General features: G+C 68.2%; 15 protein-coding genes and 5 pseudogenes. 9 read left to right on the top strand and 11 right to left on the bottom strand.

What is annotated here, in order from left to right; all coding sequences use genetic code 11:
• Positions 1-193: 193 nt before the first annotated feature.
• Together N8I84_RS39950 and N8I84_RS39945 are read right to left on the bottom strand one after the other, a co-directional pair.
• Positions 194-604 (bottom strand): hypothetical protein, encoded by a 411-nt coding sequence (locus N8I84_RS39950; protein WP_263234405.1) that lies wholly within the window; start codon positions 602-604, stop codon positions 194-196.
• 728 nt (positions 605-1,332) lie between these two features.
• Positions 1,333-1,746 carry a winged helix-turn-helix transcriptional regulator gene (locus tag N8I84_RS39945; protein ID WP_263234404.1) on the bottom strand — a complete coding sequence of 138 codons (414 nt, stop codon included), beginning with the start codon at positions 1,744-1,746 and terminating at the stop codon, positions 1,333-1,335.
• 100 nt (positions 1,747-1,846) lie between these two features.
• Here N8I84_RS39945 and N8I84_RS39940 point away from each other — a divergent pair, with 100 nt between their 5' ends.
• Entirely contained in the window at positions 1,847-2,788 is a 942-nt protein-coding gene (locus tag N8I84_RS39940) for an NADP-dependent oxidoreductase (protein ID WP_263235035.1), read from the top strand.
• 20 nt (positions 2,789-2,808) lie between these two features.
• On the opposite strand, the pseudogene N8I84_RS39935 reads toward N8I84_RS39940, so the two are convergent.
• A pseudogene (locus N8I84_RS39935) lies at positions 2,809-3,063 on the bottom strand (IS256 family transposase); the annotation flags it as partial.
• 185 nt (positions 3,064-3,248) lie between these two features.
• Between N8I84_RS39935 and N8I84_RS39930 the strand changes: the two are divergent.
• From N8I84_RS39930 to N8I84_RS39920, 3 genes and pseudogenes are all read left to right on the top strand, one after another.
• The gene (locus tag N8I84_RS39930; protein ID WP_263234403.1) at positions 3,249-3,611 is read left to right on the top strand and encodes a hypothetical protein; all 363 of its coding nucleotides are present in this window, start codon (positions 3,249-3,251) and stop codon (positions 3,609-3,611) included.
• A 161-nt stretch (positions 3,612-3,772) separates the two neighbouring features.
• Positions 3,773-4,551, top strand: a pseudogene (locus tag N8I84_RS39925) (transposase).
• Positions 4,552-5,074: 523 nt separating this feature from the next.
• A complete protein-coding gene (locus tag N8I84_RS39920; protein ID WP_263235078.1) occupies positions 5,075-5,215 on the top strand; it encodes a hypothetical protein in 141 nt (46 codons plus the stop codon).
• 18 nt (positions 5,216-5,233) lie between these two features.
• Here N8I84_RS39920 and N8I84_RS39915 read toward each other — a convergent pair.
• The 3 genes and pseudogenes from N8I84_RS39915 to N8I84_RS39905 all read right to left on the bottom strand — a co-directional run.
• Positions 5,234-6,061: pseudogene (locus tag N8I84_RS39915) on the bottom strand (IS5 family transposase); the annotation flags it as partial.
• Between the two features lie 111 nt (positions 6,062-6,172).
• Positions 6,173-6,583: a VOC family protein gene (locus N8I84_RS39910; RefSeq protein ID WP_263234402.1), complete on the bottom strand. Its 411-nt coding sequence runs from the start codon at positions 6,581-6,583 to the stop codon at positions 6,173-6,175.
• A gap of 62 nt (positions 6,584-6,645) precedes the next feature.
• Positions 6,646-7,611 (bottom strand): helix-turn-helix transcriptional regulator, encoded by a 966-nt coding sequence (locus N8I84_RS39905; RefSeq protein ID WP_263234401.1) that lies wholly within the window; start codon positions 7,609-7,611, stop codon positions 6,646-6,648.
• A 92-nt stretch (positions 7,612-7,703) separates the two neighbouring features.
• Between N8I84_RS39905 and N8I84_RS39900 the strand changes: the two genes are divergently transcribed.
• A complete protein-coding gene (locus tag N8I84_RS39900; protein ID WP_263234400.1) occupies positions 7,704-8,069 on the top strand; it encodes a VOC family protein in 366 nt (121 codons plus the stop codon).
• A 554-nt stretch (positions 8,070-8,623) separates the two neighbouring features.
• Here the strand turns inward: N8I84_RS39900 and N8I84_RS43310 are convergent.
• Positions 8,624-8,719 (bottom strand): annotated as a pseudogene (locus N8I84_RS43310) (IS5 family transposase); the annotation flags it as partial.
• A gap of 129 nt (positions 8,720-8,848) precedes the next feature.
• On the opposite strand from N8I84_RS43310, the gene N8I84_RS39890 reads away from it, so the two are divergent.
• Positions 8,849-9,610, top strand: a complete 762-nt coding sequence (locus N8I84_RS39890; RefSeq protein ID WP_263234399.1) for a maleylpyruvate isomerase family mycothiol-dependent enzyme — start codon at positions 8,849-8,851, stop codon at positions 9,608-9,610.
• A gap of 4 nt (positions 9,611-9,614) precedes the next feature.
• On the opposite strand, the gene N8I84_RS39885 is transcribed toward N8I84_RS39890, so the two are convergent.
• Both N8I84_RS39885 and N8I84_RS39880 read right to left on the bottom strand, forming a co-directional pair.
• On the bottom strand, positions 9,615-9,740 hold the full coding sequence (locus N8I84_RS39885) for a hypothetical protein (protein WP_263234397.1): 126 nt from the start codon (positions 9,738-9,740) through the stop codon (positions 9,615-9,617).
• Between the two features lie 282 nt (positions 9,741-10,022).
• Positions 10,023-10,262: a cold-shock protein gene (locus tag N8I84_RS39880; RefSeq protein WP_263235034.1), complete on the bottom strand. Its 240-nt coding sequence runs from the start codon at positions 10,260-10,262 to the stop codon at positions 10,023-10,025.
• A gap of 333 nt (positions 10,263-10,595) precedes the next feature.
• Between N8I84_RS39880 and N8I84_RS39875 the strand changes: the two genes are divergently transcribed.
• On the top strand, positions 10,596-10,901 hold the full coding sequence (locus tag N8I84_RS39875) for a hypothetical protein (protein WP_263234396.1): 306 nt from the start codon (positions 10,596-10,598) through the stop codon (positions 10,899-10,901).
• 102 nt (positions 10,902-11,003) lie between these two features.
• Entirely contained in the window at positions 11,004-11,336 is a 333-nt protein-coding gene (locus N8I84_RS42935; protein ID WP_313884326.1) for a hypothetical protein, read from the top strand.
• 197 nt (positions 11,337-11,533) lie between these two features.
• On the opposite strand, the pseudogene N8I84_RS39865 reads toward N8I84_RS42935, so the two are convergent.
• Together N8I84_RS39865 and N8I84_RS39860 are read right to left on the bottom strand one after the other, a co-directional pair.
• Positions 11,534-12,329: pseudogene (locus N8I84_RS39865) on the bottom strand (DUF4118 domain-containing protein); the annotation flags it as partial.
• Between the two features lie 8 nt (positions 12,330-12,337).
• Positions 12,338-13,012, bottom strand: a complete 675-nt coding sequence (locus tag N8I84_RS39860; protein WP_263234395.1) for a TetR/AcrR family transcriptional regulator — start codon at positions 13,010-13,012, stop codon at positions 12,338-12,340.
• 138 nt (positions 13,013-13,150) lie between these two features.
• Here N8I84_RS39860 and N8I84_RS39855 point away from each other — a divergent pair, with 138 nt between their 5' ends.
• Positions 13,151-13,909: an SDR family NAD(P)-dependent oxidoreductase gene (locus N8I84_RS39855; RefSeq protein ID WP_263234394.1), complete on the top strand. Its 759-nt coding sequence runs from the start codon at positions 13,151-13,153 to the stop codon at positions 13,907-13,909.
• Positions 13,910-14,202: the final 293 nt, after the last annotated feature.

Raw genomic sequence — 14,202 nt, 5'->3', positions numbered from 1 at the left:
GTCCGATGTCGAGCGCAACCGGACTCGCCGGGGGAAACCTCGTCGAACTGCCGGCTTCCCGCCCCTACAAGTGGTGCGGTGGCGCGGCCCTTCCGATGATGTAGATCGCTCGATGGTGGCGCCGAACATAACCGGGCCGACGTGGGCGGAATGGCTCTGGCGAGAGAGATGTGTTAGGCCCGTCGGCTGTCGGTCAGCGGAAGTCGCTGGGAACGTAGGCGTTGGTCCAGTGTGAGAAGGCAGCACGGTCGGTGGCGGTGAGGACCGGGCCGGTGATGCGGTACTGCCGGTAGAAGCGTTGCCCCGCGTCGATCCGGACGCCGCGTACCTGCAAGCGGGCCTGGTGAAGCAGGCGGTGGCGGCCGGATGCGCAGGTCGGCTGGCAGGTGTTGATGTCCACGGTGCCGGTTGCGGTCGCTGTCTGCCCGCCCCAGGTGTTCCAGCGCAGATCAGTAAGCGCGACGTGCGAGGTCACCTGGAAGGCACTCGGTCGGGCCGAAGGATGCTGGGAAAGGTCATCCAGCAGGATTGTCGTTGGCGTCGGCTGCCAAGACGCGGCCGACGCGAGCGCGACGGTGGCGGCGACAGCAACGACAGAGCGCACAACTCTCACGTGACCTGGCATGCCTCGCCTCCCCTGAGAAACGGGCAGCGGCCCTGCCGCTGTCGAGTGCTTTTCCAGATCAGCTTCACTGCGGTGGTTTCCAGGCTAAGCCGTCTGCCCGGGTGCCGCCTGTCGAACATCACTCGACGAGGGAGTCGATAAGGTCGGCGCCGTTGGCGAGGAAGGCCCGCGCGCAGGCCCGTCCTGGCGCAGCCCCGCCAGGGAGCGGGCTGCGGTTTCGCGAGGCGGCTCTTGTGGGCGGCTATCCGGTTCTACTTCGCCTGTGCCCGCTCGGAGACCTCTGGCGCGAACTTCAGGGTGCCGTCGTCGGTGGCGGTGACGCACTCGTGCTCAGGTCGGTGAGGCGGGCGGTGATCTGCTCGCTGCGGCGGACTGTCCAGCGGATCAGCTCGTGGGGGACGCCGGCGACTTCCATGACCGGCCGACGCCCAGACAGCGCGCATGACGGCCCCTCACACTACAACCACAACGAGCAGATACTCCCCCGCCCGAACCGCCGAACCACCGACGACAGCCCCAACACGGGGTGTGCGCCGGGATCTTGCACCCCTTCGCCCAAATGCCCTCTAACAACGGCTAACGAACCGCTGGACCTTGGCGTTCTGAGCTGAGCTGCGATGTGGGGCAGCTCGTGTCGCAGGACGAACAAGCGGGCTGGGTCTGGATGACGAATCCGAGGGCGGCCAGGCGCTGCCGAGCGGAGGCGATCAGGCCGTGACGGGCTGTACCTCCTGGGCGGCCCGCGCGTCGTAGGCGTCGCGGGCGTCCAGCACGGCGTTGATGTTCTCCTCGGACCAGGCGCGGATCGCATGCATCAGCGCGGTGACGCTCTCGCCCAGCCCGGTGGCTGTGTATTCGACCTTTGGCGGAATGGTGGGGTAGACCGTGCGGATGACGAGGCCGTCGCGCTCCAGGGTACGTAGGGTCTGAGTGAGCATCTTCTGAGTGATGCCGTCCAGGCGGCGCCGCAGCTCGCCAAAGCGCATCGGGCCGCCGGACAGTGCGCCCATGACCAGCATGGTCCACTTGTTGGCGAGTACGTCCAGGATCTGGCGGGAGGGGCAAGCAGCCAGATAGGCATCCGCGCCGCCGTAGAAGCGCAGGTTGTCAGTAGTACCCATGAGGTACCTATATACCTTTGAAGTGCCTTCTGTTCAACGGGTACCACGCTGCCGAGGATAGGGACATCCAAAACGAATCTCCGAACAGGAATGCATGACGATGCGTGCGATCACCCAGAAGACCTTCGGCGGCCCCGAGGTGCTGGAGCTCGTCGACGACGCGCCCAAGCCGGCTCCTGGACCGACGCAGGTGCTGGTCCGAGTCAGGGCGACCAGCGTCAACCCCGTGGAACTGTTCGTCCGATCCGGCGTCTTCCCGTTGCTGGGCGAGCCGCCTTTCGTCCTGGGCTGGGACGTCTCCGGGGTTGTAGAGCAGGTCGATCCAGGTGTGCACCGGTTCAAGGTCGGCGACGAGGTATACGGGATGCCGTACTTCCCGGCCGCGGCCGGGGCGAACGCTGAGTACCTGGTCGCCCCCGCACGGCAGTTGGCTCGCAAGCCCGCAGGGATCAGCCACGAGGAGGCCGCGGCGCTGCCGCTGGTCGGCCTGACCGCCTGGCATGCACTGGTGGAAATCGCGCAGCTGCGGCCGGGGCAACGGGTGCTGATCCACGGTGCGGGCGGCGGGCTCGGGCACGTCGCGGTGCAGCTGGCCAAGCACCTCGGCGCAGAGGTGATCGGCACGGCGAGCGCGGCCAAGCACGACTTCCTGCGCGAGCTGGGTGCGGACCAGCTGGTCGACTACCGGACCCAGGACTACACAGAGGTGCTTCAGAACGCGCCAGTTGACGTTGTGTTGGAGACCCTAGGCGGTGGGAACGCCGAGCGTTCCTTCGGCGTGCTGCGGCAGGGCGGCGTGCTGGTGACGGCGGTGGAGCGGCTCAGCACCACCCTGCCGGAGCTGGCGGAGCAGTCCGGCGTGCGCTTCGCGGCGGTAGGCGTGGAGCCGGACCCGCGCGGCCTGGAGGCAGTGACCCAGCTTGTCGAGGCGGGGAGGCTTCGGGTGCACCTGCAGCAGGTGTTCCCGCTGGAGAGGTTGCCCAAGGCGCACGAGGTGCTGGCTGCCGGCGGTGTGCAGGGCAAGCTTGCGATCACGGTCTGAAAGAATCGCGTGAGGTGTGATCAGGCGGCGGCGTCCCCCCGCCGCTCGGACGCCGTTCTCGAACCGGCGCCCGTGCGGACCAGGGCGACGAGGTTGGCTCCGGTGAGCGCGCGCCGGCGGGCCTGGGCGGACTCACGAGCTTGAACGCCATCGACAGGGTGGCGGGGCTTGCCGACGCCGCGGGTGACCTTGGTGCGGAGTTTGACGGTGGAGAAGGTCGACTCGATGGGATTCGTCGTCCGCAGGTGGATCCAGTGTTCGGCCGGGAAGTCGAATACCAGCGGGACGCCATGGTCGCCTATGCCGACGCCCGGCTGAGCTGACCGTCACCGGTTGCTGGGGGCTGCAGACCCCGGCAACTTGGCGCCTTCCACCCCGCTCCCCCGCCTTCGGCCCGCTCCCATCTCCTGGCGGCGCCTCCCGTACGGTGCGGCACCGGCCCGCCCCTGGAGTGCTCTCTGTGATCCCCGCCCACTGGCCCCGCCACCACCGCCGTGAGGACAACGAACTCCTCGGCCACCTGCGTCCCGTTGAAGAAGCCCTGGGCCAGTTTGTCCCGGTCACCCCCTTCGGTTATCCGCTGAGCGGACCGGGCAGCGAAGACCACGCCCGCCAGTGCTTGGAGAGCGCCGGACTGGACTACCTGGCCCAGGACTGGCTGCTATCCCTGCCCGGCCGCCCGGATCCCATCGCCGTTCAGATCGTCGAGGCCACCCCGGAGCACCTTCGGGTGAAGAACATCGACTACGGCTACCCGGATGCGGACATCGGCCACATCTTCGTCCTCGGCGTCCCCACCACCGGACAGCTCCACCCGCGCTGACCCCATGCTATGCAGTCCGGCTGCGACAGCGGATCCCATCGGACGGTCGGCAGGAAAGCCCAGTGGCGCCACTACGCGACGGACGTCCTCTCGCGGAGACAGCGTGCCCCGTCCTGCCGGCCGGCCTGTTCGAACCCCTGTAGGACCCGTTCGCGGCGCTACTGCCCGAGCACGTCGACACCCACCCGCTGAGCTGTCACAACCCGCGCGTCCCCGAGCGGACCGTCTTCGAGCACGTGATTGCCGCGCTGGTGCACGGGTCCGGCTATGAACGGATCGCCAGCCCCAGCAGCTCGGACCACACCATCCGACGCCACGTCAACTACTGGTGCCCAACTGGACATTGCCCAAAAGATCCACGCGCTCGCCCTGGAAACCCACGACCGCGTGATCGGCCTGGAGCTGGGCGAACTGTCCGTGGACGGCTGCATTACCAAGGCCTCTGCGGTGGGGAGGCCGCCGGGCGCTCGCCGGTGACCCGGGACAAGAAGGGACTGAAGCGCTCGGTGGCCACCGAGGCGCGCGGTGTCCCGCTCGGCATCGTGGTGGCCGGAGCCAACCGCCACGACTCTCCGCTCCTCGTGCCCACCCTGCAAGCCGCAAAGGAGCAGGTCGGTGAGCTGCCTCGGCCGGTCAACGCGAATCTGCACCGGGCTACGACAGTGACAAGACACGTTCCGCCCTGGCTGAGCTTGGCTTCACCGGCGAGATTGCCCGCAAGGGTCTCACCGCCCCGATCCAGGCCGGCAAGCGCTGGATGGCGAACGCGGTCACGCGTGGTGAACGGTTCGGCAAGCTGGGGCGCTGCACCGAGAAACGCAGCCGCGTCGTGGACTTCTACCTCCACCTATCCGCCGCGATCGTCACGTGCGTATGCTGACGCCGCGCGACCCCGCTCTACCGCTGGGACGACCGCCCCACGACCAAGCGCCTGAAGTGACGCCTACTGCCGGGCGTTCTTAACCCCGGTTATTCAGCGAAATTGGGCGAGCTGACGCCCCGACAGCAGATGCGAGTGTCTAGGTCGTATCCGGTGCAGGAGTCAGGACACCTTTCTGGTGAGCCAGCGTACGGGGTGAGATCGTGGGCTGTCCGTGGCGGCCGACGGAAAGCGGCTGGTCGGGCATGCAGTGGCAGTCCTGCTGCGTCGGCTGGCGGACCCGATGGGGCTGACGCGAGGGCTCGCCGGGGTGGTTCCCCCAGTACGAGCGCCGGGTGGCGGGAGCGGGCCGGGGTGCTCGCCCAGCTCGCCGTCGCGATGGTGCTCGGGGCTCGGAGCCTGATGGAGGCCGAGCAGCTTCAGGTTCACCGCCAGGGCTTGTTGGCCCGGCGGCATCGGACTCGACGATGCGCCGCCTGCTGGCCGAACTGGACGACAAAACCCTGACGCGGATCGCGAAGGTTCGGCGGCGGGTGCGTCGGCACGTGTGGATGCTGCTCCGCCTGCGGCCCGGCGGCTACCCGTGGCTCACAGTCGCCAGACGGAGGCTGACGGCTGGATCGTCGTCGACCTGGACGCCACGGTCATCACGAGCGCGTCCAGCAAAGAAGGGGCCGCGGCCACGCTCAAGGGCACCTTTGGCTTCCACCCGCTGGGCAGCTAGACCGTTTCGAAGTAGGTGAAGCCATTCGTTGATGGCGGTGCTGTGGACGGTGGCCAGGTAGCGGACGGCAAGCTTGTCGAACCGGGTGGCTGCCACCGGTGGCGTTTGAGGCGGTTGATGCCGCACTCCACGGCATGCCGGCCGCGCTCGTCGATCGGGTCGAAGGCGGGCGGCCGCCACGGCTGCCGCGCCTGCGCCGGTGACCGGCCTGGTCAGCAGGCTCGGGAATGGTGCAGGCGATCTGGCGCCGCCGCAGGTGGGCGCAGATAGCGCGGGAGGAATACGCCTTGTCGGCGCGAACCCGCTGCGGCCAGGTCCGCGGTCGGCCACCATCCAGCCGGGCGAGGCGAATACCGGCCATCACCGCCTCGAAATACGGGGCATCCCCAGCCTGCCCGGCGCTCAGGACCAGCGACAAGGGGCTTTGCCCGTGCTCGCAGGCCAGGTTCAGCTCGGTCGACAGCCCGCCGCGGGAGCGGCCCAGCGCGTGATCACCCGGCCCGGTGTGCTTCCGCCGGGCGGCTCGCGCTGGGCATCCGGCTGCCGACGGGCGCCGGCGGCGTGCTGAAGCGCGCGCATGATGGTGGAATCCACACTCACCTGCCAGTCGACCAGCCCCGCCGCATCGGCCCTGGCCTGCAACGCGGCCAGGATGCACGTCCAGACTCCGTCGCGCTGCCAGCGCCGGAACAGCGCGTAGACCGCCTGCCAGGAGCCGTGGCACGCAGGCACGTCTCGCAACCGCGCGCCGACCCGCAACCGCCATCGGATGCCGTCGATGAGCTGCCGCGTGGTCCACGTCGAGGGCCGACCCGGCCGCCTGGGAGCAGGTAAGACCGGCTCCAGGCGCCACGAGGTCTCCGGTGTCTGGTTCTTCTTGGTCGATGAGCCCTTACCGAAGACCTCGCTCCCTCCTGATCAGGACACGCCGCCGTTCAGCTCACTCCGAAACACGCCCTAGTCGCGATTGGGCCAGATGAGGCCCTGATCGGTCCAGATGACACCCTTGTTGCGGCAGAGGCAGAAGGGGTGGCCGATGGGGTCGGCGTAGACGCGGAAGCCGTAGCCGTCGGGGCCGGTGCAGTCCCGCTGCAGGGTCGCGCCGAGGGCCAGGACGCGGCGCTGTTCGGCCTCGATGTCGTCGACTTCGAAGTCGAGGTGGAACTGCTTGGGGTGCTCGCTGTCGGGCCACTGCGGGGCGCGGTAGTCCTCAACCTGGATGAAGGCCAGTTCGACCTCGCCGAACTGGATACCGGCCCAGTTCTCGTTACTGCCCTCCTTGACCGGGAGCCCCATCACCTCGGAGTAGAAGGCTGCCAGCTTCATCGTGTCCGGGCAATCGATGATGAAGTCGGTTAGTCGTAGCATCCCGCGATCTTGCCACAAGATCAAATGAGCCGGACTTTGAGACAGGCCCTAGCTGTTGCGGGTCAGGACGTTGGTGACGGCGCATAGTGGTGGGCAAGATCGGCGGCGAGGTCGCGGAGGTGAGCCCTGGCTTCGGTGGGGCCGTGCACAGTGATGGCGCTCCCGAACGGCAGTAGTGCTCGCACGTCCTCCAGATGCAGGAAGCGGATCGTTACCTTGTGGCCGGTGGCGGATTCTTCATGGTCGTCCCGGAGGAGTCGTTGGCCAAAGATCCGTTGCGCTCGCTCGATCTGGGTCTGGTCGATGGTGGCGCTGACCTCTATCGCGTGGTTGTGTTCCCACTGATCAATGAGCGCTGCAGCGACGGTGGCCAGAGTCTGGTTCTCGCGGATCCGTCGTGGCTGGTCGCCTTCCTTCCACGTCGTTATGCGTTCGAGTCGGTACATCCGTGGCACTCGGGCACGGTCGGCGACGAGGTACCAGATGCCGGCCTTGGCGAACAGCCCGTAGGGATCCACAACCAGGTCACGTGGGCACGACTCGCGTGGGCTGTCGTACTCGATCCGTAGCCGGCGACCTCGCCGCACGGCGCCGATCAGCGAAGCCGGAGTCGTGCCGGAAGCTCGTGCCTGACGCCAGGGACGGCTGTCCACGTGCACTACGTCCGTGAGCGGCAGGAGCTCATGAACTCGACGTGGCTGCGTAGCGGCGATCTTGGAGAGCGCGCGCCGGCTTTCGACCGATGCGTTGAGCTCCGCACGTTGCTTCTCATCCAGCCCAGTGAGCGACAGATGATCACGCTCGCCCGGTGTGAGTCGCGTGAGGTCGAGTCCGGATCCGGGCAGCATGGTCACGCCTCCGACGCGGCCCCGGTGTGCGGTCACCGGCAGACCGGCGTCGCGGAGCCAGTTCAGATCTCGGGTGATGGTTCGAAGGGACACCCCGAGCGCTGAGGCGAGTTCCTGTGTGGTCACGGCATCCCTCGATTTGAGGAGCAGCATCAGGGTGAAGAAGCGGTCTGGGGTCACACACCAATTTTTTCAGGAATTGCGACACGATGCGGCGCATATCCCGGTCAGGCTCGTGGATGCGTACCTACGACCTGTGAGAAGGAACAACCATGACCGCATCCGTCGTGTCCATCGTCTACGTGAACGACGCTCCCGCCGCAGCTCGCTTCTACGGCGACCTCCTCGGCATGAGCCCCTCGTTCGAGACTCCGGGATACATCACCTTCGACCTCGGGCCAGGCGCTGACCTCGGTCTGTGGTCTGGCCAGTTCGAGGATCTGTCACCGGACGTCCCGCGCACCAGTGAGGTTTGCCTGGCCATCGACGGTGGACCCGCCGAGCTCAACGCGACCTTTGAGCAGTGGAAGTCCAACGGGGTCACGATCCTGCGCGAGCCTCATGATGCGGGGTTCGGGCTGACCTTCCTCGCAGCCGATCCTGACGGGAACCGTATCCGCGTCGCACCGCAGGACTGAAAGGCCGCAATGCGGCAGGCGCGCACGATAGGTTTCGCGCCTGCCGTCGTCTGACTTCGAGAGGACCACGAGTGCCCCACGCGAATGCGTCCCTGAGCGTCGAGGGCCGTAGGCGGCTCGTGAAGCGGTGCCAGACACGTCCGCGCGACAACGGCCTCGCTGCAGCTGGTCACTCCGCTGGGCGGACCGGCCGCGGGCTTCCTCGTGGATTCGGCCGGACCGCCCTTCTCGCTGCTGGCGGTTGGCGGTGTGTATCTGCTTGCCACGCTGTGCCCGGTGATCTTCCCGGCCTGGAGGCAGATGGACCGTATCGGTTCTCCCCATGACAAGGCGGAGGGCTCGTTGCCGCAGGGTTCGGGGGCGAAGCGGGTGTAGTCACGGAGACGGCCGTTTCGGCGCTGCTCACGAAGTCCGGAAGTCGGTGCTCCCCGTCGCGCTCAAGCGGGGGGCCCGGCCTTCTTCGTCCAGCTGTCGGTGCGGGGGCCGATGCGGGTCAGACGCCGGGTCATGAGAGTGCTGAACGCCCAGTTCAGGTGTGCCTCGGCGTGTTAGGGAAGCCGCTCGTAGTCCCTCACGTTGCGGCGGGCGTTCATGATCCAGCCGATCGACCGCTCGACTTTCAAACGGCGAGGCAGCACGACGAAGCCCCTGGTCCCCACGAGCCAGCCAGGAAGGGGATATGGCTACGACCAGGCTTTCTATTAGGTGCTCTAACTCCCGCAGCTGACGGCCTGGAAAATAAGGTGCGGTCGGCTGAGCTGGGGTGATAGGTAAGCGATGTGACAGAGAGTCTTGAGTATTCCGCTCTGCTGCAACTGATCGACGAGCGGTCGGCCGCGTTCCGGAGCGCGGTTGCCGCCGCGCCCAGCCTTGACGCGCCGGTGCCGTCCTGCCCCGAGTGGACGTTGTTCGATCTGGTGCAGCACCTGGGTACGGGCCAGCGCTGGTGGGCCGCGATCGTTGCCGCGGGCCCGGCCGAGGCTCCGCCGGCCAAGGATGCCGCGGAGGCGCCGCGCGAGCTCGAGGCGCTGCTGGCCTGGTACGCCGAGTCGAACGAGCTGCTGCTGAGTGCGCTGCGCGAGGCTGGCCCGGAGCGCGAGTGCTGGGTGTGGTGGGGCGCCGGCGTGTCGCCGGCGAGTGCCTGGGGCGTTGCCCGGCGCCGGGTGCACGAGGTGCTGGTGCACACCTACGACGCCCAGCTCGCCGCAGGCGCCGTGCAGCCGATGCCGGCGGACGTCGCGATCGACGGCGTGGCCGAGTTTCTCGACACCTGCAACTCCACCCCGGCGGCCTGGCCGCACGAGGCCGCCACCATCCACTACCACGCCACCGAGGGCCGCTCCTGGCTCCTCGCGCTGGACGGCACCGGCGCCTGGCCCGCACCCCTCACGGACGACGCCGCGCCCGCCTCCGCTTCGGCCACGGGCACGGCCGAGCAGCTGCTCCTCTTCGTCTGGGGCCGCCTCACGCTGAGCGACCTGAAGATCGAGGGCGACCAGCAGGTGTTCGAGCAGCTGATCGCCTGGGAGCCCGAGGAGTAGCCAGTCAATACCGCCAGCGGACGGCCTCGATGACGTCCGCGTCGGTGAACATCGCGAACAGCTCCGCCTCCGCACGGCGGACGGCCAGTACGGCCTCGTACAGCTCGGGCCCGAGCGCCTCCCGCAGCACTGCCGACTCAGCCAGGAAGGGGATATGGCTACGACCAGGCTTTCTGTTAGGTGCTCTTAGTGGGATCCATGGTCCGGGAGAGCGTGGCGACGGACAGGCCGGTGAGCTTCTTGAGCGTGGTAAGGGTAGCGTCGGCGGGCCTGAGCTCGGCGAGTTGCCGGGCGGGCGGGCGAACTTGTTGTTGGTGCCGGTGGTGGTGCGCCGGGGTCGTCCCGTGATCATCCTTCCCTTGAACCGGGAGCCTGGTAGGGGCGCACCGTTGTGCGCCCCGTCAGGCATCTCTCAGTTCGCCCCGCCGGGCTGCTCGTCGGCCGTGGCCGTGGTGGACGGCGGGATTCGGCGCTCGGGCTCGGCCGCCGGGAGCTGGGCGGCCGGCAGCACCTTCTTCTTGCGCTTCCTGCGGCGGTCGGTGACGACCAGGGCGATGAAACCAAAGCCCTTCTCGGCGTTGAACCACTTCACAGTGCCGCTGGTCGTGCCGTAGTACTTCGTTCTCGCTGGGAGACCCCGGCTGGGTGAGATGGGGTCCTTGCAACGAGGACAGGCCTGGCGTCCGCCCTTCCCACTCGCAGCCCGGTTATCCGATCATTATCTCCAGCAGGCGCTGCGGCCTGGCACAGAGGTCACGTACATCGCCGCTGAGGGCACTCGCTGATCGTCGTTGCTCGTCTGCCGCTGCTTTGTTCGCTTGTCGCTCAGCGGACGTCGTCCTCGGGAGCAAGTGCCGACGTTCCATAAATCCCCATCGACCCTTATCGGTCGCAAGGGGACGACCTCAGGAGCAGACTCGTGTGCCAAGGCTCAAGGCACATGTGCGCAGCCGGGGCTGGGCAGCGTTGAGCGTGGAGGGGGACCATGGCTCTGTTCGGCCGTCGACAGCGTTCTTCGGTGCCCTCGGGACTTCCCGCCGACATCGTCAGCCGTGTGACGCACTACGGGCGGCACGAGTTCGATCCGCAGAACTACCACGGCCCCGACATCAACGCGACGATCTACCAGAGCCTGTACCCGCTGGCCTCCGCCGATCCGGCGGGCTTCACCGAGCGGCTGTCCGCCGCGGTCCTCCCCGTCGGCGGCTGGGCGGTGTACGGCGGCGAGCGGCTCGTTCCCGATCTCTGCGACCGGGAGCGGATCAGCGGCCTTCCGGCCTATCTTCGATAGCGACCTCAGGTGGTGGCTATGAGCCGGGGCTCCAGGCGGCGTGTGACTCGCGCCCGTTGATCTTGGGTTATAGGGTGTTGACCTGCGGGATACTTACCCCTCATGAGGCTAATGGCGGGGCTGCGCGACGCTGACCGGACGCTGAGCAAACGGACGGCCTCCCGCATCCCGCCCCGAGCCGGCACGGTGCTCTCCGCGGTGGAGGAGATGGCCGAGAGCTCGAAGCTATGGTGCGGCGCCGCCGCCGCAATGGCGTGGCTGGGCGGGTGGCGCGGCCGTAGCCCGGCGCTGGTGGAGATCACCGATCACTGGGACGACCTTGTCGGCGCCGGACGGCGCAGCCGTCTGCGCCGCGATCTGTTGCCGTGGGTGAGCCACTACTACGCCTCGCCCACGCCGCCTGCCCCGTCCTCGCGGTGCCGCCTTCGCCGCTGAAGGCCGGGCTGACGGCCGCGCACCGCCACAACGCCCTGGGCTGCGGCTGGACACACGGCACGTCCGGAAGGAGTTCGAGACGGTGCCGCCCGAGGCCCTGAGGCCCTGGTGGGTCTCGGCTCTCAGAAGGTGATCGCGGCCGTGCGCTCAGGATGTTCCGGCCGACGCTCCGGTGCCGTCGGCACGCTGAGCACGAACAGTCCCACCGATTCCATGCCGAAGGTCTCGCGGACCCGTTCCAGGAGGGCTTCGAGGCTGGTCTCGCAGCGCAGGACGTTGCCGACGAGGAAGGAGAGGATCTCCGACTCGGCGCGTAGCCGGGCTGCCTGGTGGGTGCAGCGGGCGGCCAGGTCGACTACGGACGCCACGGACACGGCGACCCCGAAGAACACCGCGATGGCGACGATGTTCTTGGGATCCGCGATCGTCCAGGTGTGGACCGGCGGTGTGAAGTACCAGTTGATCAGTAGGGAGCCCGCCACCGCGGACGCCAGGGAGGGGAAGAGGCCGCCGAGCAGGGCCGCCGCCACCGTCATCGTCAGGAACAGCAGCATGTCGTTGGCCAGTCCGACGCCCGGGAAGACGCTGCTCAGCGGCCACGTCAGCTGCGCGGGCCCGCCGAGGCCGACGAACCAGCCCCACACGATCCGGGATCGGCCAAGCCGTGCGCCCCTGGCAACTGGCAGGCCGCGGCCCTTGCCCGCCTCGTCGTGCGTGATGAGGTGGACGTCGAGGTCGGGCCCGGAGTCGCACGGACCGCGGCGCCGACGCCGGGGCCGAGAACGTACTGCCAGCCCTTGCGGCGGGACACGCCGAGGACGATCTGGGTGGCGTTCACGCCGCGTGCGAAGTCCAGCAGTGCGGCGGGAACGTCGCCGCCGACGACCTGGTGGAAGGTGCCGCCGAGGTCTTCAACGAGAGTGCGCTGGACGGCCAGCTCCTATTCGGGGAGGCGGAGGTCAGACCGTCGCTGCCGGAGATGTGGACGGCCACCCGGATGGTCAGCCCTCGGTCCGGGCCAGGGTGCCCGCGATCAGGGTGGCCAGCATCTCTTCCAGCGTGTCCGTGAAGTCCATGCGCAGGGCCGCGAGCGATGGGTCCGCTTCGTACGCGGCGAGCATGGCCGCGGAGGGCCGGGCGTGGGTCCACACCGCGCCGGTCACCATGATCGCCTGGGCGCACAACTGGTCGGCGTGGTCGCCCAGTTCGGGCAGGTGGCGGCGGGCCAGGGCGGCCAGGACGGCGACGTTGCCGAGGGCGGAGCGCTTGTAGCGGGCGGCGACGTCGGCGGAGACGTTGTGTTCCAGGACGCCGGCCTGGGCGCTGAGCAGGTCGCACAGCACCCGGTGCTGCGTGAGGGAACGGGTCAGGACGGCGGCGAACGCCTGACCGCGCTCGGTCACGGGAGCGTCTGGGACGATCGCGGCATCCAACTGCGCGGGGAGCTGGGCCGTCCACTGCCGCCAGTGGTGGTCCAGGAGTTCCAGCAGGACCGCCTCGCGTGACTCGAAGTACCGCAGCACGTTGGACTTGGCCAGGCCCACGCGTCGGCTCAGCTCGTTCAGGCTGACCGCGCTGACCGCCATCTCGTCGAGCATCGCCGCCGCGGTGTCGAGGATCGCCCGCTGCCGGATCTCGCGCTGCTCCTCACTGCGCGCCCGCTGGAAAGTCGCCATGCACCCATCTTACAGACTGCCGGTCTTTTGACATCGGACCATCGGTCTCTTACCTTGAAGAAGTGAGAGACCGGCGGTCTGTTATTTCGGGATCGTCGGCCGTACGCACCGTCCTGCACATGAAAGAGGTCCACCGTCATGAGCGTTTCCAGCGTCGCCCTGGTCACCGGAGCCACCACCGGCATCGGCAAGGAGACCAGCCTGGCCCTGGCCCGCGCCGGTCACGCCGTCGTCGTCTCCGGCCGCCGCAAGGAGGCGGGAGAAGCCGTCGCCCGCGAGATCCGCGACAACGGCGGCCAGGCCGCCTTCATCGCCGCCGACGTCGACTCCGAGCAGTCCGTCATCGCGCTGATCGCGGCCACCGTCGAACGCTTCGGCCGGCTCGACGTCGCCGTCAACAACGCCGGCGTCTCCCTCGACACCGGCCGCCTGGCCGACGAGCCCACCAGCCGCTTCCAGCAGATGCTCACCACGAACGTGCTCGGCGTCTTCTGGGCCATGAAGTACCAGATCCGGCAGATGCTCGCCCAGGACAACCCCGGCGGCGCCATCATCAACCTGGCCTCGATCGCCGGCCTCGGCGGCATGCGCTACGCGGCCAACTACTCCGCCACCAAGCACGCCGTCGTCGGCCTGACCAAGTCCGCCGCGCTGGAATACGCCACCGACAACATCCGCATCAACGGCGTCGCCCCCGCCGCGATCAAGACCGACATCCTCAGCACCGCGATCCAGGCCGGCACCTGGGACGAGACCACCATCGCCGCCCTCCAGCCGGTCAACCGGATGGGCCTCCCCACCGAGGTCGCCGAAGCCATTACCTGGCTCGCCTCCTCCCAGGCATCCTTCGTCACCGGAACCATCCTCAACGTCGACGGCGGCTACAAAGCCCAGTAACAGTCCCGCTGCCACCACCAGGAAGAAGCAGATCCCGACCCGCGGCGCCCAGGAACGCCTCAACCTCCAAGGCCGGTGGCGGGTAGCGGACAGGTACGCATGTAAGGCAGCGGCGAGGATTTCGGACCTGCCTGACGCTGTCGGTTCCAGGGCCATCCGCTGATTCTCTGCCTGGGCACTGACCACGGCCGGGCATAGCTGCCGACCAGCTGGAACATGCCCGGGCGCCTGCGTGGGAGGCATCACGGCATGACGTGGCCCTTGCCCGAGCCGATGCTGATTATGGCCGTGGA

It is taken from the genome of Streptomyces cynarae, from assembly GCF_025642135.1.
Lineage (GTDB): Bacteria > Actinomycetota > Actinomycetes > Streptomycetales > Streptomycetaceae > Streptomyces > Streptomyces cynarae.
The sequence above is the reverse complement of the archived record's forward strand: the minus strand, read 5'-3'. Positions and strand labels throughout refer to the sequence as shown.